Source organism: Corynebacterium glyciniphilum AJ 3170 (assembly GCF_000626675.1).
GTDB classification, from domain to species: Bacteria; Actinomycetota; Actinomycetes; order Mycobacteriales; family Mycobacteriaceae; genus Corynebacterium; species Corynebacterium glyciniphilum.
This window is the reverse complement of sequence record NZ_CP006842.1, coordinates 2,060,193-2,079,058: the sequence shown is the minus strand read 5'-3', so window position 1 is coordinate 2,079,058 and position 18,866 is coordinate 2,060,193. Positions and strand designations below refer to the sequence as shown.

General features: G+C 65.4%; 18 protein-coding genes. 14 read left to right on the top strand and 4 right to left on the bottom strand.

What is annotated here, in order from left to right:
* Window positions 1–59 precede the first annotated feature (59 nt).
* The 7 genes from CGLY_RS09765 to CGLY_RS09735 all read left to right on the top strand — a co-directional run bounded on the left by CGLY_RS09765 (window position 60) and on the right by CGLY_RS09735 (window position 8,698).
* Window positions 60–662, top strand: coding sequence for a cell division protein SepF (locus CGLY_RS09765; protein WP_038549088.1), 603 nt, complete (start codon window positions 60–62; stop codon window positions 660–662).
* A gap of 6 nt (window positions 663–668) precedes the next feature.
* On the top strand, window positions 669–965 hold the full coding sequence (locus CGLY_RS09760; protein ID WP_038549086.1) for a YggT family protein: 297 nt from the start codon (window positions 669–671) through the stop codon (window positions 963–965).
* A gap of 192 nt (window positions 966–1,157) precedes the next feature.
* On the top strand, window positions 1,158–2,177 hold the full coding sequence (locus CGLY_RS09755) for a DivIVA domain-containing protein (RefSeq protein WP_038549084.1): 1,020 nt from the start codon (window positions 1,158–1,160) through the stop codon (window positions 2,175–2,177).
* A gap of 39 nt (window positions 2,178–2,216) precedes the next feature.
* Window positions 2,217–2,375, top strand: a complete 159-nt coding sequence (locus tag CGLY_RS17670) for a hypothetical protein (RefSeq protein WP_038549082.1) — start codon at window positions 2,217–2,219, stop codon at window positions 2,373–2,375.
* 284 nt (window positions 2,376–2,659) lie between these two features.
* Window positions 2,660–5,866, top strand: coding sequence for an isoleucine--tRNA ligase (ileS, locus tag CGLY_RS09745; RefSeq protein ID WP_038549080.1), 3,207 nt, complete (start codon window positions 2,660–2,662; stop codon window positions 5,864–5,866).
* A gap of 124 nt (window positions 5,867–5,990) precedes the next feature.
* Window positions 5,991–7,319, top strand: coding sequence for an HNH endonuclease signature motif containing protein (locus CGLY_RS09740; RefSeq protein WP_052539992.1), 1,329 nt, complete (start codon window positions 5,991–5,993; stop codon window positions 7,317–7,319).
* Window positions 7,320–7,354: 35 nt separating this feature from the next.
* Window positions 7,355–8,698, top strand: a complete 1,344-nt coding sequence (locus CGLY_RS09735) for a DNA polymerase IV (protein WP_038549078.1) — start codon at window positions 7,355–7,357, stop codon at window positions 8,696–8,698.
* On the opposite strand, the gene CGLY_RS09730 is transcribed toward CGLY_RS09735, so the two are convergent.
* Window positions 8,695–9,585: an asparaginase domain-containing protein gene (locus CGLY_RS09730; protein ID WP_038549076.1), complete on the bottom strand. Its 891-nt coding sequence runs from the start codon at window positions 9,583–9,585 to the stop codon at window positions 8,695–8,697. The genes CGLY_RS09735 and CGLY_RS09730 overlap by 4 nt on opposite strands.
* Window positions 9,586–9,665: 80 nt before the next feature.
* On the opposite strand from CGLY_RS09730, the gene CGLY_RS09725 reads away from it, so the two are divergent.
* Entirely contained in the window at window positions 9,666–10,250 is a 585-nt protein-coding gene (locus CGLY_RS09725) for a hypothetical protein (protein ID WP_038549074.1), read from the top strand.
* Here the strand turns inward: CGLY_RS09725 and CGLY_RS09720 are convergent.
* Complete coding sequence (locus CGLY_RS09720; protein ID WP_038549072.1) at window positions 10,247–11,182, bottom strand: hypothetical protein; 936 nt, start codon at window positions 11,180–11,182, stop codon at window positions 10,247–10,249. The two genes, CGLY_RS09725 and CGLY_RS09720, sit on opposite strands and share 4 nt — an antisense overlap.
* A 70-nt stretch (window positions 11,183–11,252) precedes the next feature.
* On the opposite strand from CGLY_RS09720, the gene lspA reads away from it, so the two are divergent.
* From lspA to rarD, 4 genes are read left to right on the top strand one after another with little or no spacing between them, the layout of a single operon-like run.
* Window positions 11,253–11,771: a signal peptidase II gene (lspA, locus tag CGLY_RS09715; RefSeq protein WP_038549070.1), complete on the top strand. Its 519-nt coding sequence runs from the start codon at window positions 11,253–11,255 to the stop codon at window positions 11,769–11,771.
* Window positions 11,772–11,797: 26 nt separating this feature from the next.
* Window positions 11,798–12,709: an RluA family pseudouridine synthase gene (locus tag CGLY_RS09710; protein WP_038552388.1), complete on the top strand. Its 912-nt coding sequence runs from the start codon at window positions 11,798–11,800 to the stop codon at window positions 12,707–12,709.
* Window positions 12,709–13,374, top strand: a complete 666-nt coding sequence (locus CGLY_RS09705; protein ID WP_038549068.1) for a hypothetical protein — start codon at window positions 12,709–12,711, stop codon at window positions 13,372–13,374. Before CGLY_RS09710 ends, CGLY_RS09705 begins: the two co-directional genes overlap by 1 nt.
* Window positions 13,371–14,249 carry an EamA family transporter RarD gene (gene rarD, locus CGLY_RS09700; protein ID WP_038549066.1) on the top strand — a complete coding sequence of 293 codons (879 nt, stop codon included), beginning with the start codon at window positions 13,371–13,373 and terminating at the stop codon, window positions 14,247–14,249. The genes CGLY_RS09705 and rarD overlap by 4 nt, the downstream gene beginning before the upstream one ends.
* On the opposite strand, the gene CGLY_RS09695 is transcribed toward rarD, so the two are convergent.
* Both CGLY_RS09695 and CGLY_RS09690 read right to left on the bottom strand, forming a co-directional pair.
* Window positions 14,246–15,553 carry a D-arabinono-1,4-lactone oxidase gene (locus CGLY_RS09695; RefSeq protein WP_038549064.1) on the bottom strand — a complete coding sequence of 436 codons (1,308 nt, stop codon included), beginning with the start codon at window positions 15,551–15,553 and terminating at the stop codon, window positions 14,246–14,248. The genes rarD and CGLY_RS09695 overlap by 4 nt on opposite strands.
* Entirely contained in the window at window positions 15,550–16,722 is a 1,173-nt protein-coding gene (locus CGLY_RS09690) for an amino acid deaminase/aldolase (RefSeq protein ID WP_052540854.1), read from the bottom strand. Before CGLY_RS09690 ends, CGLY_RS09695 begins: the two co-directional genes overlap by 4 nt.
* 62 nt (window positions 16,723–16,784) lie before the next feature.
* Between CGLY_RS09690 and nadA the strand changes: the two genes are divergently transcribed.
* Complete coding sequence (gene nadA / locus CGLY_RS09685) at window positions 16,785–17,867, top strand: quinolinate synthase NadA (RefSeq protein ID WP_038549060.1); 1,083 nt, start codon at window positions 16,785–16,787, stop codon at window positions 17,865–17,867.
* Entirely contained in the window at window positions 17,864–18,769 is a 906-nt protein-coding gene (gene nadC, locus CGLY_RS09680; protein ID WP_038549058.1) for a carboxylating nicotinate-nucleotide diphosphorylase, read from the top strand. Before nadA ends, nadC begins: the two co-directional genes overlap by 4 nt.
* Window positions 18,770–18,866: the final 97 nt, after the last annotated feature.

Below are 18,866 nucleotides of genomic sequence, written 5' to 3'. Positions count from 1 at the left end.
GGTATTTTTGACAGCAGACGACCCGCGTACGACACATCCCAGAGAAAGCGAGACAGACCATGGCAGACGGAATCACCGGGAAGGTCAAGGATTTCTTCGGCTTCGGTGACGTTGACAGCTTCGATGACCCGTATTACCGCGACGAGTTCGAGGAGGACCGGGGCGGCTACCGGCAGTCGGGGCGGTACCAGGACCGCGAGGACGATCGGGAGCGGGACTACGACCGTGACCGGGGTGAGCGGATCGACCGCTCCGAACGTTCAGACCGGGGGAGTCGTGCTGACCGGACCGACCGAGTTGACCGGACCGACTACGACTACCGCCCGGCCCGGCCCTCCCGCCGCGCCGACGTGAGTACGCCTCCTGTCGCGCCGGTGCCGGCGACACCCGCTCGCGAGCCGCAGGTCGTCCGACTGGCATTGAGCTCGTTCCAGCAGGCAGGGGAGTTGGCGATGGAGTTCAAGGCAGGGGATATCGTCGTCCTGAACCTCTCCGGGATGGAGAAAGCCGAGGCCAGTCGCGTGCTGGACTTCTCCGTCGGGCTCGCGAAGGGTCTGGACGGTACACTGAAGAAGCTCGGCGGGCTGCGTAATTTCGCGCTGATCCCCGCCTCCGTGACCCTAGACCAGAGCCAGCTCGACCAGTTGGTGGAGGACCAGTAGAACACCGTGGCCACAACTCTCTATCTCATCGCACTGCTCCTGAGGCTGTACTGGTTCATCCTCCTCGCACGGGTCATCATCGAGATGATCCGTTCCTTCTCCCGCCAATGGCGTCCGTCGCGCCGGTTCGCGCTGATCGCTGAGCCTGTATTCGTGCTTACCGACGTCGTGGTCCGCCCCCTGCGCCGGGTGATCCCGCCTCTCCGGCTGGGCGGGGTGGCGCTGGATGTGTCGGTTCTCGTACTCTTCTTCGGGATCTCGATTCTCATCACGATCCTGATGAGTATCGCCGCACAGGCGTGACCGACCGTGTGGGTGTGCTTCTGTCCTGACATTCTTGCAGGTAGGAAAACCCCTGCTGTATAACTGACCTGAAAGACTGCACATAAGGTTGAACCTGAAGCCTTGTGGACGTAGTCGCTGATAAGATCGTGACTGACTCGCTGTCCGGCCTCCTCGGCCGGCGGAACATATCGACTGTGAAGGGAACTACCGATGCCGTTGACTCCCGCTGACGTTCATAACGTGGCATTCAGCAAGCCGCCGATCGGCAAGCGTGGCTACAACGAGGACGAGGTTGACCAGTTCCTCGATCTCGTCGAAGACACACTTGCCGAGCTCCAAGACGAGAATGATGACCTTCGTGGGCAGGTGGGGTCGGGAGCAGCTGTCGCGGCCCCGGCTGCTGCCTCTGCGTCGTCCGATGATTCCGAGGTGGCGGCTGAGCTTGAGGAGGCCCGTGCCCGGGTCACCGAGCTCGAAGCCGAGCTGAAGAAGGCACAGGACGCCACCGCCACGGCCGAGAAGCGTGCTGCGGCGGCGGAGAACAAGGCTGCCGATGCAGAGAAGCGTGCCGAGGCCGCGTCGTCGCAGGCAGCTCAGGCCCCGGCGGCCGCCGCTGCCCAGGCACCGGTCACGGAGACGGCGCAGGAGTCCGGCACCGCTAACGCCGACACCCACATGCAGGCCGCCCGCGTTCTGAGTATGGCCCAGGAGATGGCGGACCGACTCACCGGAGACGCCAAGTCCGAGTCCCAGGCCATGCTGGACGATGCACGTGGTGAGGCCAACCGCACCCTCGAGGATGCGAACTCCAAGGCCAGCTCGCAGCTGTCTGACGCGCAGAAGCGGTCCGAGAAGCAGCTCGCCGAGGCGGACCAGAAAGCGCGCAAGACGGTCGCCGAGGCACAGCAGAAGGCTGACACGCTGGTCGCAGACGCAACGCAGAAGTCCGAGACCCTGATCTCCGACGCAACCGCTCAGTCCGAGGCACAGGTCCGCGCCGCCCAGGAGAAGGCGGATGCCCTGCAGCAGGACGCCGAGCGCAAGCACACCGAGATCATGACCACGGTGAAGAAGCAGCAGACCGCGCTGGAAAGCCGTATCGAGGAACTGCGCACCTACGAGCGGGAGTACCGTACCCGTCTGAAGACCTTCCTGGAGTCCCAGTTGGAGGAGCTCAACAGCCGCAGCACCGCGGCCCCGAACTCCAACATCGACTTCGGCGAGAAGTAGTTCTCCGGTCTACGACGTAAACGGCGGACGGCGGTAACGATGCTCGCACTGTCTCTCTTGATGTCCCTGCTGGGGTTCCTAGCCCTGCTCGTCGCCCTGTACGTGGGGTCGGCGCTGTGGGCGTGGATCTGCATCGGGGTGGCGGTGGTGGGAATCGTCATTTTCGTCGTCGACCTGTTTCTCCACCGGAGACGGTGAGGCGTATACTCCATATCTGACCGGCCCCGCACCGCCGTGCGGGGTTTTTCAATCGCAGTGATCCGGCCATCACCGGGGAGCGATCCGGAAGAAAGGTCTGCCCCGGGACGGGGTGGGTCGAGTAGAACCGGACGTCGTCGCGGCACGTCACAGCCGTAGGAACAAGCGGGATTTCCCGGCACGGCGGTGTCGCCGGGGAACCCAAGCGGGGTGGTACCGCGTTGCCGCACAGGCGACGTCCCCGCGGACCGTGACAAAGCACACGACCTTACGAGGAGTCCGCGATGACCACCCCCGCCGGCGGAGCGTACCCGCACACCGACATGTCGAACGGCACCAGCTCGTTCCCGACGATGGAACGCTCCGTCCTCGACTACTGGAAGCAGGACGACACCTTCCAGGCGTCCCTCGACAACCGTGAGGGTTCGCCGGAGTACATCTTCTACGACGGCCCGCCGTTCGCCAACGGTCTCCCGCACTACGGTCACCTGCTGACCGGATATGTCAAGGACATCGTCCCGCGCTACAAGACCATGCGCGGCTACCGCGTCCCGCGAGTCTTCGGCTGGGACACCCACGGCCTGCCCGCGGAGCTGGAGGCGGAGAAGCAGCTCGGCATCACCGACAAGGGCGACATCGAGAAGATGGGCCTGGCGTCGTTCAACGAGTACTGCGCGACGTCGGTGCTGCGGTATACCGATGAATGGAAAGAATACGTCACTCGCCAGGCCCGGTGGGTGGACTTCGACAACGGGTACAAGACCATGGACCTGTCGTACATGGAGTCGGTGATCTGGGCGTTCAAGAACCTGTACGACAAGGGCCTGATCTACCAGGGCTTCCGGGTGCTGCCTTATTCCTGGGCGGAGCACACCCCGTTGTCGAACCAGGAGACCCGCCTGGACGACTCCTACAAGATGCGCCAGGACCCCACTCTGACCGTGACATTCCCGGTCACCGGCGCCCACCCGGGCACCGCCGCGGTGGAGACGTTGGCGGCACACCCGGAGCTTGCTGAGGCGTCAGCGTTGGCGTGGACGACGACACCCTGGACGTTGCCGTCGAACCTTGCCCTGGCAGTTAACCCGTCGGTCACCTATGTGCTGGTTAGCGTCGCCGAAGGCGGAGCTGATGCGGTCGTCGGTCGTACCGTCCTGCTGGCGAAGGACCTGATGGCTGCCTACAACAGTGAGCTGGGTGAGGCTGCCGAGGTGGTGGCGGAGTTCGTCGGCGAGCAGTTGGTCGGGCTGACCTACGAGCCGATCTTCGACTACTTCGCGGACCGCGCCGAGTGGGGGGAGAAGCGGCCGTTCCGTGTCCTGGCTGCGGACTATGTCACCACCGAGGACGGTACCGGTGTCGTCCACCAGGCACCTGCCTTCGGTGAGGACGACATGACCACCTGCAATGCGGCAGGGATCGACACCGTGGTGCCGGTGGACATGGACGGCAAGTTCACCTCCCTTGTACCCGACTATGAGGGCCAGTTGGTCTTCGACGCGAACAAGGACATCATCCGTGACCTCAAGGCTGCGGGAAGGGTGGTGCGTCACCAGACCATCGAGCACTCTTACCCGCACTCCTGGCGCTCCGGTGAACCGCTGATCTACATGGCACTGCCGAGCTGGTTCGTGTCCGTCTCCTCGTTCCGGGACCGGATGGTGGAGCTGAACCACGAACAGATCGAGTGGATCCCGGAGCATATCCGTGACGGACAGTTCGGCAAATGGCTCGAGGGTGCCCGTGACTGGAACATCTCCCGCTCACGCTACTGGGGCTCGCCGATTCCTGTGTGGGTGTCGGACAACGACCAGTATCCGCGCATCGACGTGTACGGTTCGCTCGATGAGTTGGAGGCAGACTTCGGAGTGCGCCCGGAGTCGCTGCACCGTCCCTACATCGACGAGCTGACCAGGCCCAACCCGGACGACCCCACAGGGCAGTCGACGATGCGTCGCGTTCCGGACGTCCTCGACGTGTGGTTCGACTCCGGTTCGATGCCGTTCGCACAGGTGCACTACCCGTTCGAGAACAAGGAGTGGTTCGACTCCCATTCACCGGCAGATTTCATCGTGGAGTACATCGGGCAGACCCGCGGGTGGTTCTACCTCCTGCACGTGTTGTCGACCGCACTGTTCGACCGTCCCGCTTTCACCAAGGTTGTGTCGCATGGCATTGTGCTGGGCGACGACGGACTGAAGATGTCGAAGTCGAAGGGGAACTACCCCGACGTCAACGAAGTCTTCGACCGCGACGGCTCGGACGCGATGCGGTGGTTCCTGATGAGTTCGCCGATCCTGCGTGGTGGCAACCTCATTGTGACTGAACAGGGCATCCGTGAGGGAGTGCGCCAGGCGATGTTGCCGATGTGGAATGCCTACTCGTTCCTGCGGCTGTACGCGCACACTCCGGCGCGTCGGGACACCACGTCGTCGAATGTGTTGGACCGGTACATTCTGGCCAAGCTGCACGACACTGTTTCGGCGGTCACCGGTGCGTTGGACGCGACGGACATCGCCTCCGCCACTGATGAGATCCGTCAGTTCTGTGATGTGTTGACCAACTGGTACGTACGGCGCTCCCGCGACCGTTTCTGGGCTGGTGACTCCGGCGAGAACGGGCACCCGGAAGCGTTCAACACGCTGTACACGGTGCTGGAGACGCTGTGCCGCGTTGCGGCACCGTTGCTGCCGATGACGACGGAGGTCATCTGGCGGGGCTTGACCGGCGAACGTTCGGTGCACCTCACCGACTGGCCTTCCGCGGACGACCTCCCGGCGGACGAGGCACTGGTGGCCTCCATGGATGCGGTGCGTGGCGTGTGCTCGGCAACGTCGTCGTTGCGCAAGTCGCACAAGTTGCGCAACCGGCTCCCGCTGCCGGGGCTCACCGTGGCGTTGCCCGAGTCCAATGCGTTGGCAGATTTCGCGTCGATTATCCGTGACGAGGTGAATGTCAAGGATGTAACACTGACTGACGACGTATCGTCCGTAGGGCGCTTCGACGTGGTGGTCAACGCTCGCGCCGCCGGGCCGCGGCTGGGCAAGGACGTCCAGAAGGTGATCAAGGCGGTCAAGACCGGCAACTACACCGTTGCGGAGGACGGGACGGTGACGGCCGACGGCATCGAGCTGGTCGACGGCGAGTTCAACCGCAAGCTCGTGGCGGTCGACCCGGAGAATACTGCCGAGATCCCGGGTGGGGACGGCCTCGTCGTCCTCGACACCACCGTGACTCCGGAACTTGAGGCAGAGGGGTGGGCCGCTGATCGGGTCCGTGGCGTGCAGGATGCGCGTAAGGCATCCGGCTTTGACGTCTCCGACCGCATCACGCTGACGCTGTCGGTGCCGGAGGAGAAGAAGGTCTGGGCCGACGAACACACCGAGACGATCGCTGGTGAAGTGTTGGCGACGTCCGTGTCGGTGGTTGTCGGAGAGACCTTGCCCCACGACGTGGGTGACGGCGTGTCTGCTGATCTCGTCAAGGCGTAGCTGCACGTAGGGCCCCCGGGCAGGGAAACTGTTCGGGGGCTCTTTTCGTCCTTGCGTATCGAACACCCGTTCGGTAAACTTGAGAGCGGTTAAGGGTGGTATCCGTAGCGGTGAGGGGAAGAACATGGTGCAGGGCGGAGCAGATCTGGGTGTCATCGAACGCGATTACGAGGAGCTGTGTCTCGACTGCGATGTCGAATATGTCGAGGAGAATCTTGATGAGCCGTGCTGGGCGGTGAGTGCTCAGGAGGTTATGTACAGCGCGAAGAGGGAGATCAACCGACTCGAACTCGATATTGCGCGCGACGCGGCGCCGACGCCGTCCAGTGAGGTGTCCAGACATGTCAGGATGCTGTCTGGGGGGCTCGGGGTGTCCAAGGGGAAAGCGCTGGCCTACTGCGACATTGGCACGATGATCACCCGGATGAGCGTGTTGGGGCGACACCTGCAGGGTGGCGCGTTCTCCTTTGATCACCTCCGGGCGCTTGCTGACTCGGTCGCGGCGGTGGACGACGAGCACCTCGAGGAGGTTGAGCGCGGCATCGTGGCTCTAGTGACCCCTGTCATGCCACGTCAGGTGGTGCCCGGAGTGATTACACTGCGCCGGCTGGCGCAGCAGGTCATTGCTGAGATCCAGCCGTCGGCACGTCCTCTTGACCCGGAAGGCCGAGGTGAACCACCACCGCCGCAGCATCAGCTCGATTTCGGTGTGGATGCACGCCGGGATGCGGCTACGACGTTCCACGTCACCGTTCCGACAGACGAGGGGGTGGGCATGATCCGCATTATTGACGCAGTCGCAGCCGCCCGGAAGTGTAGTCGGGCCCGTGCGCTACTTGACCTGGTTCACGGGAGGGCCGGCGATGTGGCTGTCACGCTGAACTGCTACCGGAACCTGGACAATGGCCGAATGCACCTGGAGAGTACGTGGCTGCATGAAGTTGCCACTGAGCGGTGGATGGCGCGGGTCACAGACCTGTGCGTCGTCGGTCACAGTGAGGTCTCCGGATACTCCCCGTCCGAGCATCAGCGCGCGACCGATACCGGCAGGGACGGTACCTGCAGGTTCCCGGGATGCGACAGTCCTGCCGCCACATCCCAGCTCGATCATGTCGCCCGGTGGGTCGACGGAGACGTTGAGGACGCCTGTCCGGGCGGGAAGACTGCGACGTGGGCGATGCATTCCTTATGCCCCGGGTGTCACAGTCTCAAGACGCGGGGCCTGTACGACGTCACTCTCAATCCGGACGGTTCGGACTGGTGGACCAGCGTGGAGGACGGGCACGTCTATGTCTCGATGCCGACAGGACCGTTGGCGGAGGCTGTCCTTGACTTTGATGCACGCCTGCACCGCAAGGTCCGGACGCTGGCGAGCCATAACGAGGCGAGGATGCAGTGGCTCGCAGACATCGAAGCCGCCGCGGCGGAGGCGGAAGAGCTGGTGCCTTTTTGAGGGCACCGGACAACGTACTGCCTAGAATCGGAGGCATGAACACCAGGCAGCGGTGGGTGGTCCACCTCGACATGGACGCATTCTTCGCTTCTGTCGAGCAGTTGACCAGGCCGACGCTGGCCGGGCGTCCGGTCCTGGTGGGTGGTGCGTCAGGGCGTGGGGTTGTTGCGGGTGCCTCGTACGAATCCCGTGTGTACGGAGCTCGGTCTGCTATGCCCATGCAGCAGGCGGTCCGGCTGTGCCGTGGGAAAGCCGTCGTCGTGACGCCGCGGTTCGCGGTGTACTCCGCCGTGTCCGCACAGGTTTTCGAGTTGCTCGGTAGAGAAGGCGACACCGTCGAGCAGTTGAGTGTCGACGAAGGTTTCGTTGAGCCCGAATCATTGGCGGGATGCACTCCGCAGGAGGTCGAGCGCTGGGCGCAGGATCTGCAGTCCCGAGTTGACGGCGAGGTCGGACTGCCGTGCTCCATCGGTGTGGCATCCACGAAACTGGATGCCAAGATGGCGTCCGACCTTGCCAAACCCCATGGTGTGACAGTCGTGGGTATCGAACGACGGGCGGAGGTTTTCGCGTCTCGTCCAGTCGGTGAGTTGTGGGGCATCGGCCCGGTTGCACAGAACAAGTTGGCTGAGGTCGGGGTCACGACGATCGGCGAGTTCACCGACATGGACGATATCGACGTCAAAGGATTACTCGGCTCGGTCGGTCTGCAGGTTCAAGGGTACGCACGCGGCCGTGATTCACGACCTGTCGCTCCTCGCGCTCGGGCCAAGCAGGTGTCTGCGGAGCGCACGCTTGAGACTGACGCGACCACGACCGTGGAAGTGGACCCGGTCCTGGTGCGTGCGGCGACTGCGGCACGGCACCGTCTGCTCGGCGACGGGCGTGCAGCGAGGACGGTCACGGTGAAGACCCGGACCGCAGATTTCAAGGCTCACACCCGGTCCACGACGCTGGTCACACCGACAGATGATCTGGACGAGATCATCGCCGCAGCACGCTCGGTCGTCCCGCGTCCCGAGGTCTCGGGCGCAGTACGGCTCGTCGGTGTGAGCCTCTCCGGACTCACCGAGGAACGGCAGGCCGTTCTCTTCCCCGAACCCGGTTCGCTCGACCCGGGAGCAGAGGTCACCACCGAGTCAGAGGTCGATGGGGCGACGGACGAGGAGACGGAAGAACACCAAGTGCAGCCGGCGTCCTGGCGCCCGACTGTGGATGTGCACCACGTGGAGTTCGGGCACGGTTGGGTCCAGGGTACCGGGGCAGGAGTGGTCAGCGTGCGGTTCGAGACCCGGTCGACAGGCCCCGGAAAAGCGAGGTCACTGGCCGTCGATGATCCGGATCTCCGTCCTGCTGACCCGCTGGACAGTCTTCGCTAGCGGAGCAGCTGTGCGCGTTTCACCGCCAGTTCGCACAGGAGCTCCATCCGCGCCTGTGGCGGCGTGAGTTCGCCGGCGGGCCGGATTCCTGCCCTGGCGAGACTGCGTCCGCCGCCGGCGCCGCCGTAGACCAGCTGTACTCCACCTGCTGGGACGCGGCTGGCCACCACCACCGGAAACCCGTCGGCCAAGGCATCGGCGACGCCGTCGGCCAGGACCCCCACGTTGCCTGACCCGAACGCGGCGATGACGATACCGTCGGCCCCGGCGCCCAGCGCAGACTCGACCGCGGCGGGATCGGCGCCCTGGTACGCGGCGATGACGTCAACGCGGAGACCGTCCAACGGCACTGGTGCGACAGACAGAGGGGCCGGACGGAGGATGGTGGGGGCGTCGAATGCCACATCCGCGGTGGTGTGGATCTTCCGGACGCCGTAGGCGGGCGACGTCCGGCCGCCGAAGACCACGCTCGGGGCGTCAATGCGCGGCGCTGCTGCCACGGCATCACGGAGGTTTCCGGGTCCGTCCGGCGAGGCGTCGTCCGCAGGGCGCTGGGCACCGGTGAGGACGACCCGGCCGCCGACCAGACGGTCGACGGCCATCGCCGTCTCCTCCATGGAGTCGGTGCCGTGGGTGACGACCACAGGCCCGTGTTCTTGTGCGGCATGGATCTCGGTGAGAAGCGCGTCGAGGTCGGCAAGCCCCATCGTTGACGAATCCAGCCGTAGGACGTCCCGGGCCGTCACGGAGGAACAGGGGATGCCGGCATCGTGGAGAAGGGTGCGAATGCCACGGGTGGGCACCAGGTCCCCGTGAGAGTCAGAGGCGCAGGAGATCGTGCCGCCGGTGGCGAGCACGGTGGGCGTGTCAGCAGTCGTGTCAGTCACGGATTTCAAGGCTACCGTCTGATCGACGGTAGACTCTCGTCATCCGTTGTACATCCACACGCAAAAGGAGCCTCGTCACCGTGAGATCATTGAAGCGAACCCGCGCTATCGCTGCAGCTATCGCCATCACCGCCGGGCTGTCCGCGACCGCCTGTTCCTCAGACGACGCCGACGACAACACTGCCGCCGAGACCACTGCCGAGCAGACGACCGAGCAGACCCCGCTGCCTACGGCCCAGGAACTCGGGGAGATTCTTGACCGCGCCGTAGCCCCGGACGTGCCGGCCGAGGAGAAGGCTGACACCGTGGAGAACGGGGAGCAAGCCGTGGAGCTCTTTGACGTGATGATGCAGTCACAGCAGGAGTCCGGCGCAACGTTCGAGGTCGTTGATCCTATCCTCCCGGGAATCACGCCACAGGAGGTCACCGCGACCATGAATCTCATTCAGCCGGACGCCGAACCGGTGAGGATGGACGGCGTGAAATTTGTCAACGACAACGGCCAGTGGAAGCTGTCCCAGGAATGGGCGTGCACCCTGGTCAGTAACGTGGCGCCGGACCAGGTACCCGATTCATGTGCACCGTTCCTTGAGGACGCCCCGGCACCGGAGGGTGACGCCCCTGCACCGGAAGGTGACGCTCCGGCTGCAGAACCCGCGGCCTAAGCCGGTTCCCAGCTCGACCTCGTGCGCGAGGTCTGCACCACGGTGACCGCGGAGTCGGTCTCACCGTACGTCACGCTGGTCGTGGTCTCGATCATCCCTGACACGGGCACCGGGCGGCGCAGGTCGACGGTGATGTTCCCGTTGGATTCACTGCTGGAATCGGTGACCGTCAAGTCGGAACCCGACATTCTCTGAACTGACGGGGTGCGTTCGACATTGACGTCCAGTTCGATGCGCGACCCTTCTCGTGAGAGCAGAGTGTAGGTAACCCCCTGTCTCATCGAGACCCCGAGCATCTGGTCGTCGACCTGTCCGGTCACGGTCCATCGTGCGCCGACGCCGAGATCGTCGGCGGGGAAGACGACCGGTATGTCCGTCATCTGAGTGAAAGACCGTTCCACATTGGACCGCGCTGCGTCCGATGCGCCTTCCGGGGCGGAGAATCCACGGGATGTCACCCTCCCGTCCTGGTTGTACTTCTGGTTCATGGTGAACCCTTCGGCCGTGGCCAGGTCGTCGTTTCCGTCGGTGTTGTCTCCGGTGGGACGCCCGGCGACCACGGTGGCTTCCAGTTCATTCCCGTCCGTCGAGCTCGACGCGCTAACTGGGACTTCCATGGTGACATCGTCGTAGGGGAGGTCGTCCTCTCCCTCTTCATCGTCGTCACCCTCGGTGGTCTGGCCCCAGCCCTGCGTCGCCCGGAAGACCGTCTCTTTTTCCCCGGGGTCGCTGAACCAGACCAACGGCTCCCTGGGGGCGTCGCCGGTGTCGTCGACGGTCACGGACACCCCGGAGACCGGGGCATCGACGGGGGCTTCGGGTGAGGCGTCATCATCGGAGGAACACGCGGTGAGGACCGATCCGGTCAGCAGGGTGGTCATCAGTGTCGGCAGAAGTGCCCGTCGCAGGGACACGCGTCGTAGAGTGCGCACGCCCGTCAGCGTACCAACTGGCGGCGCACCAACTGAGGTCCAGAGGTGGAGACGCGATAAGATCGACGCCGTGACTGTTTTCAACGTCCGACCCTGGGCGCTTTTCCCGCTGATCGGCATCGTCGCCGTCGATCAACTCACCAAGTGGCTCGTCGTGGAGAACCTCGAGCCGACGACGGCGTACCCGGTGATCGGCGACATCGCCCGGCTGTACCTGATCCGCAACTCCGGTGCGGCCTTCTCCATGGGGGAGGGGGCCACAGTGGTGTTCTCCGTGATCCAGATGATTGCCGTGGTGATCTGCGTCGTCCTGGCGTTTCGGGTGCGTAACCCCTGGGCGGTTGCTGCGGTGGGGATGATCGGTGGCGGTGCGGCCGGGAACCTCATTGACCGGGTCTTCCGGGACCCGGGTGGGTTGCATGGCCATGTCGTCGACTTCGTGTCGGTCGGCAGTTTCGCGATCTTCAATGTGGCGGATGCTGCGATCAGTGTCGGGGTCGTGGTGTACCTGGTGTATGCCCTGATCATCGAACCGAAGAAGAGTCGGCAACAGGAGCGGGATGAGGAGCAGGAGGTGCAGGCCTCGTGAGTGCAGGTCCCAGGGAGACCCGCATGATGCCGGTGCCCGACGGGTTGGCGGGCATGCGTGTGGACGCTGGACTGTCGAAGTTGCTCGGTCTGTCTCGCACCATCGTCGCTGAGCTTGCCGAGGCGGGCGACGTGACGCAGGACAACCGTCCGGCAGGCAAGTCGGACAGGCTGGTGGCCGGCGCATGGCTGGATGTCACGCTACCCGAGCCTGTGCGGGACCTCGCCGACGAGCCCGCGGAGCACGTCGAGGGGATGGAGATCCTCTACGCCGACGACGACATCATCGCCGTGAACAAGCCGGTGGGAGTCGCCGCGCATCCGACGATCGGGTGGGAGGGGCCGACCGTGACCTCGGGTCTGGCGGCGGAAGGCTTCCGCATCTCCACGTCCGGTCCCCCGGAACGCAAGGGGATCGTGCACCGGCTGGACGTGGGGACGTCCGGCGTGATGGTCGTCGCCGCCAGTGAGCGTGCCTACACGGTGCTTAAGCGGGCGTTCCGTGACCGCACCGTGGACAAGACCTATCACGCGCTGGTCCAGGGGCATCCGGACCCGACGGTGGGGACGATCGATGCGCCCATCGCGCGGCACCCCGGCGCGGGATGGAAGTTCGCGGTGCGTGAGGACGGCCGACACGCCGTCACCCACTACGAAACTCTCGAGGCATTCCGGCAGGCGACGCTGGTGAAAGTGCATCTGGAGACCGGTCGGACCCACCAGATCCGCGTCCATTTCTCCGCCCTGCACCATCCGTGCTGCGGCGACCCCATGTACGGCTCCGACCCGGCGCTCACCGAGTTCCTCGGGTTGGACCGGCAGTGGCTCCATGCCGTCCACCTGGGGTTCACCCATCCGAACGGCAGCTGGATGGACATCGAGTCACCGTACCCGGCGGATCTCCGCGAGGCTCTCGACCGGCTGCGGGAGGTGAACTGATGGCGGCCTCCGGATCCCGCCCGTCCCGCAGGATCGCGCCGGACCGCAAGATACGCCGTCGGCGTGAGTGGGAGGACACCCGCCGGCCGGCGTGGGTCATGTGGCTGTCAGTGGTGTGTCTGGTGTGTCTCGCGGTGACGGTGATCGCTCTCGCGAGCTCGGAACGTATGTCCCGTCCGCAGGCGATCAACGGTGACGTCCTGGGGCCGGACAACAGTGAGACCGTCGACGAGTATCTTGTCCGTGCCGCTGAATCGGTGCAGGACGCGGAACCTTCCGACGCCGCCCGGTGGGCGCTGGTGACTCCGGAGCAGCCGGCCGACCCGGATGAACTCGCCGAGATCTTCTCCAGCATGCCCGCGCTGCGGGTCTCCACTCTGCTGTCTGCGGAGTCACGGTGGGAGATACCGGAACCGGCGGACGGCCACCGGCGCGCGGACGTCTTCGCCGCCACCCGCGAACAGGTCGCAGCGAGTGCGGGGGTCGAGCTGGATGACCCTTCCCTGGACGTTCTCGGCGTTCTGGTCCACGGCACATCTGCGGACCTGCAGGCACTCAGTGAGCGTCCTGGAGTGCTCGCCGTGGAGGCGTTGCCGCCGGATGCTGCGTACGGACGGTTCGGGTTGCGTCCGGTGACCGTGGCCGACCGGGAGGAGCTCCGATGATCTGGGGTGTCCTCGCCTACCTCATGTGGGGGTTCTTCCCCGCCTTCTTCCCCCTGCTGCGCCCGGCGGTGCCGATGGAGATTCTGGCCCACCGTTTCGTGTGGACGTTGGCGTTCGTTGTCGTGGTCATGGCGTGCACCACCGGTTTTCGGTGGGCGCGACGGATTCCTCTGTCGCTTTGGCTGCGTATCACGGCGGCCGCGGTGCTCATCGCGGGGAACTGGGGGCTGTACATCTACGCGGTCAACAATGACCATGTTGCCGACGCTGCGCTGGGCTACTTCATCAATCCGCTGGTGAGCGTGTTACTGGCTGTGCTGGTGCTGCGGGAGCGGCTGAGGGCCCTGCAGTGGGTCTCCGTCGGTATCGCGGGAGTGGCCGTTGTGATCCTCACGGTGGCACTGGGCTCGCCGCCGGTGGTGTCGCTCGGCCTGGCTCTGTCCTTCGCCGGCTACGGACTCCTGAAGAAGCGTGTACCGCTGACGCCACTGCAGTCTTTGACGGCGGAGACTGCGGTACTCGCGCCGATCGGTGTGCTGTTCCTGGCGTGGTTGCAGACCCAGGGCGAAAACACGATGCTCCAGGGCGGACACGGGGTCAGCCACGCCCTGTTGCTGATCACCGCGGGCGCGATCACGGCACTCCCGTTGCTGTGCTTCGCCCGCGCCGCCCACGAACTGTCGTTGACCAGTCTCGGGATGCTGCAGTATCTCACGCCGGTGATGCAGATGCTCTGGGCTGTGCTGGTGGTCGGGGAACACATTGAACCGGCCCGGTGGGTCGGTTTCGCCATCATCTGGGTCGCTCTGCTGGTCTTCATCACCGACACGCTGCTGCATGCGCGCCGGACGAACCGGTTGAGACGGATCAGTTAAAGGCCGAAGACACGGTCGACCATCGCGTTGCGGAACATCCCGTCCGGGTCGACACGGTTGCGCAGGTCAGCGACAGCACCCAGATCGGGGTGCACGGCGGCCAGGCCGGCGTGGTCGAGGGTGTGCAACTTGCCCCAGTGTGGACGTCCGCCGGCGGCGACGAGCACCGGCTCGACGACGGAGAAGAGCTCACGGTAGTCGTCGCGGTGGTAGCGGTGCACCGCAATGTAGCAGGAATCCCGCCCGTTGGCAGTCGAGAGCGGGACGGTGTCCGCTGCGGTGCAGCGAACCTCGATGGGGAACCCGACGGGCAGGCGTGAGGCGTCGATGATCCGGTGCACCTCGGCGAGGACCTCGGTCGCGTCAGCGAGGGGGACAGCGTACTCCATCTCGTTGAACCGGACCCGGCGAGGAGAGACGAATACATTGTGCGCGGTGTCGGCGTACTCGCGCTGTGCCAGCGTCGCTGCGGCCAGGCGGTTCATCGCTCCGGTCGTGCGCGGTACCACGTGCATCAGTCCGCACATCGCCCCGAAGGCGGCGTTGCTGACCAGCTCGTCGTCGATGACCGACCGCCAGCGCGGAACCGGACGAGGCAGACCGGCGGTGGCTGCAGACCGTAGACTGTAGCGCGTATTGGTCTTGACGTGCGCCACGTCGGTGCCGGGGAACCAGTAGTACTCCAGGTGGTCCACGACCGAGGCACGGGTGGGGAACTCATCGATCAGGGGAGCCAGCGGTTCGGCTTTCTCCACCGCGGACAAGACGAAGGAATCCACGACCGACATCGTGATCCGGGTAGTGATCCCCAACGCTCCCAGCGACACTCTCCCCAGGTCGAAGAGTGGATCGCCGGGGCTGACGTCGTGCACGGAGCCGTCGGCGGTGACGGTACGCAGTCCACGGACCATCCCGGCGAATCCGGTCAATCCGAGCCCGGTGCCGTGCGTTCCGGTGCTCACCGCACCGGCCAGGGACTGCGGGTCCACGTCCCCCTGATTGGCCAGGGCCAGGCCGTGGGGGCGTAGCAGGGCGGGAACGTCCCGCAATCGCGTGCCGGCGAGGAAAGTGACCTCCAGGGCATCACTGTCGACCGAGACAACGCCACTGAGGTGGTCGAGGTTGACCAGGACACCGTCGGTCACCGCGACGGGGGTGAAGGAGTGGCCGGCACCGACTGCCTTGACCCGCAGACCGTCCTCGGCCGCGCGACGGACGACATCGACGACCTCGGCCTCGGTTGTCGGCTGGACGAAACGCGCCGGGTCGGCAGTCTGACCGCCGGACCAGTTGTGCCATCTCATGTGAAGATCCTTCCCTCACCCCGGTAGGTGGGCCATTCGTCGATGATGTCGCCGTCACTGACGACGAGCACGGAGTCGGTGAACTCGGCCTGTTCTCCGGCTTTGGCGTGGCGGAACCACACATGGTCACCGAGGTTCATCGCCGCGGCTACGTCGCCGCGCAAAGGCGTCTGTACTTCGCCGGCGCCCTCTGCCGAGGTCAGCGACAGGCCCCGTGGGTAGTCGATGACCGGTACCCGGTCGGCCCCGGGAGGACCCGAGGCAATGCGTCCACCCCCGGCGACAGTGATGAAGTCCGGTGCCGGACGTCGGACAACCGGCAGGACGAACCACTCGGCCGACAGGGGGCGGAAGGACGAGTAGTTGTCGAACAGGCCCGGCCCGACGACACCCGAACCCGCGCCGATCTCCGTGACGGCGTCCTCGGCGACGGTGGACTCGATCGACCCCGTACCACCCCCGTTGACGAACTCCAGGTCGCCGTCCACCGCGCTGACGGCCGCGACAATTGCGGCACGCCGTCCCGCCAGTTCCTTCGCCGAGAGACGCTTCACTGCCGAGACCAGTGGTGAGGAGTCCGTCGTGCCGGCGATCTGACCTTCATAGGCCATCAGCCCCACCAGGGTGAAACCGTCGCGGTCACTGATGAGTTCGGCCAGGGCACGTGCCTGGCCGACGGTATGTACCGGAGACCGTCGTGCGCCCAGATGCACCGGCCCGACCGCCAGGGAGGCATCGATGTCGATACACACCCGCAGGTTCCCGCGTTCGGTGGGTGGGACGACGGCGTCGATGAAATCCAGGTGTTCCGCCGAATCGACCATCACCGTGATCGAGCGCAGGTAGGCTTCGCCGCACATCAGCTGGTGGAGCAACTGGCGGTCAGCACTGGGGTAGGCGACGAGAATGTCGTCACAGATGCCCTCGTCCGCCAACCACAGCGCTTCGCCGAGGGAATAGGACAGCAGCCCCGCGATGCCGTCGATCGTCAACAGCCGCTGAATCAGGGGGCGGATACGCACCGACTTGGTTGCCAGCCGGATCGGGGTGCCTGCTGCACGCCGGACCATGTCGCCAGCGTTGGCCAGCGCATTGTCCAGGTCGAGGACGGAAAACGGGGCGTCAAGGTGCGCTACCGCCTCGCGCACCGCGGGTCGTGGAGTACTCACGAGGTTGAGGATACGTCGCGAAACCACCCGGCGCGCGGTGGTTTCGGATATCATCACCGGACATGACTGTGACGACTGTTGAACAATTCGGGAGTCCCCTGTTGGAGAGGGTCTTCCGCGCTCCGGGCCACACCGGTCCCGAGGGCGACATCGGACGGTGGGAGGGCGTCGTCGGCGACGAGGAGTGGGCCGCGGAGATCTGTCGTCTCAAAGAACGGCGCAACGCGGTGATCTTGGCCCACAACTACGAGCTGCCGGAGATCCAGGACATCGCCGACCACACCGGGGACTCCCTCGCCCTGTCACGGATCGCCGCCGAGACGGACGCCGACGTCATCGTCTTCTGTGGGGTGCACTTCATGGCTGAAACGGCCAAGATCCTCTCCCCGGACAAGACCGTCCTGATCCCCGACGAGGACGCAGGGTGCTCCCTGGCGGACTCCCTCACCGCAGACGAACTCGCGGAGTGGAAGTCCGAACACCCCGATGCCGTGGTCGTCAGCTACATTAACACGACCGCTGCAGTGAAGGGGCTCACCGATGTGTGCTGCACCAGTTCCAACGCCGTGGACGTTGTGGCGGGCCTGCCCGCGGACCGGGAGATCCTCTTCGGCCCCGACCAGTTCCTCGGCGCCCATGTGCGACGCCAGACCGGCCGGGACAACATCCACGTCTGGGCCGGGGAATGTCACGTCCACGCCGGAATCTCCGGGCCGGAACTGGCGCGTCGTGCCGAGGAAAACCCCGACGCAGACCTCTTCATCCACCCGGAATGCGGATGCGCGAACTCCGCGATCTACCTGGCGGGGGAAGGGGTGATCGATCCGGAACGGGTCCACATGCTCTCCACCGGTGAGATGCTGACCAGTGCGAAGACCGCCGGTGAGGCAGGGCGCGGCACGGTACTCGTCGCCACTGAGGTCGGTATGCTGCATCAGCTGCGCGGCGTGGCGCCGGAGGTGGACTTCGCGCCGGTGAACGAGCGGGCGTCCTGCCCCTACATGAAGATGATCACCCCGGCGGCGTTGCTGCGGTGCCTGGCGCTGGGAACCGACGAGGTCGACGTCGAGGTCGACGTCGCTGACAAGGCCAGGCGGGCCGTCGAACGGATGATCTCGGTCGGCACGCCGGGAGGAGGCGAGTGACGGTCACAGTTCCCGACACCGACCTCGGTGCGCTCGACGGTGACCCCACGCTGTTCTCGGCTCTGGCGTGGGCGGCGCTGCAGGAGGACATTGCCTCCGGGGACGCCACAACGCTGGCCACGATCCCGGAGGACCTGATCGGCAGTGGACGTCTGGTGGCACGCCAGCGCGGAGTCGTTTCCGGCATCGACGCCGTCCAGGCGGTACTTGAGGCGGGCGCGTCCTACCCCGTCCTTGGTGGCAGGGTGGACCTGAAGGAGCCGGTGGCGAACGGAAGACAGGTCACTGCGGGTTCGGTGGTGGGAACCCTGAGCGGGCCGGTGCGGGCGATCCTGCAGTTGGAGCGCACCGTGCTCAACGTGCTGTCCCATGCCTCGGGCGTGGCGACGCACACCGCCGCATGGGTGGAGGCGGTCTCGGTTCCTGGCTCCGGCACCGTCGTGCGGGACTCCCGTAAGACACTGCCCGGGCTTCGGCTGCTGCAGAAGCGGGCCGTCGTGCACGGCGGAGGGACCCCGCACCGCTACAACCTGTCCGACCAGGCCATGGTCAAGGACAATCATGTTGTCGCCGGTGGGGGAGTCGTCGCCGCCTATCTGGCGGTGCGTGCGGACAACCCGGAACTGTGGTGCGAGGTCGAGGTCGATGACCTGGACCAGTTGCGTGCGGTGCTGTCGGTGGACGTGCCGCCACACCAGGTGCTGCTGGATAACTTCGCGGTACCCGACACTGTGGCAGCGGTGCGGATGCGCGACGGGATCGCGCCGGGTGTGCTGCTGGAATCGTCCGGTGGTCTGACTCTGGACGTCGCCGGCGAGTATGCCGCGGCCGGGGTGGATTCGCTGGCCGTGGGGGCGTTGACCCATTCGGTCACGGCGTTGGACATCGGGTTGGACCTGTAGCGGGGCGCCTGCGGGTGCAGGTCGCTAACGTTTGTCCACGTCACCCCGATTGTATGGGTAGTACAGAAACACACGATGATGATCGAAGGTGAGCTGT

Excerpts from the sequence above, each read along its gene's own strand:
- CGLY_RS09735 (WP_038549078.1), top strand. The coding sequence starts at position 7,355 with ATGAACACCAGGCAGCGGTGGGTGGTCCACCTCGACATGGACGCATTC.
- nadA (WP_038549060.1), top strand. The coding sequence starts at position 16,785 with ATGACTGTGACGACTGTTGAACAATTCGGGAGTCCCCTGTTGGAGAGG.
- rarD (WP_038549066.1), top strand. The coding sequence starts at position 13,371 with ATGATCTGGGGTGTCCTCGCCTACCTCATGTGGGGGTTCTTCCCCGCC.
- CGLY_RS17670 (WP_038549082.1), top strand. The coding sequence starts at position 2,217 with ATGCTCGCACTGTCTCTCTTGATGTCCCTGCTGGGGTTCCTAGCCCTG.
- CGLY_RS09710 (WP_038552388.1), top strand. The coding sequence starts at position 11,798 with ATGCCGGTGCCCGACGGGTTGGCGGGCATGCGTGTGGACGCTGGACTG.
- ileS (WP_038549080.1), top strand. The coding sequence starts at position 2,660 with ATGACCACCCCCGCCGGCGGAGCGTACCCGCACACCGACATGTCGAAC.
- CGLY_RS09705 (WP_038549068.1), top strand. The coding sequence starts at position 12,709 with ATGGCGGCCTCCGGATCCCGCCCGTCCCGCAGGATCGCGCCGGACCGC.
- CGLY_RS09695 (WP_038549064.1), bottom strand. The coding sequence starts at position 15,553 with ATGAGATGGCACAACTGGTCCGGCGGTCAGACTGCCGACCCGGCGCGT.
- CGLY_RS09765 (WP_038549088.1), top strand. The coding sequence starts at position 60 with ATGGCAGACGGAATCACCGGGAAGGTCAAGGATTTCTTCGGCTTCGGT.
- CGLY_RS09740 (WP_052539992.1), top strand. The coding sequence starts at position 5,991 with ATGGTGCAGGGCGGAGCAGATCTGGGTGTCATCGAACGCGATTACGAG.
- CGLY_RS09755 (WP_038549084.1), top strand. The coding sequence starts at position 1,158 with ATGCCGTTGACTCCCGCTGACGTTCATAACGTGGCATTCAGCAAGCCG.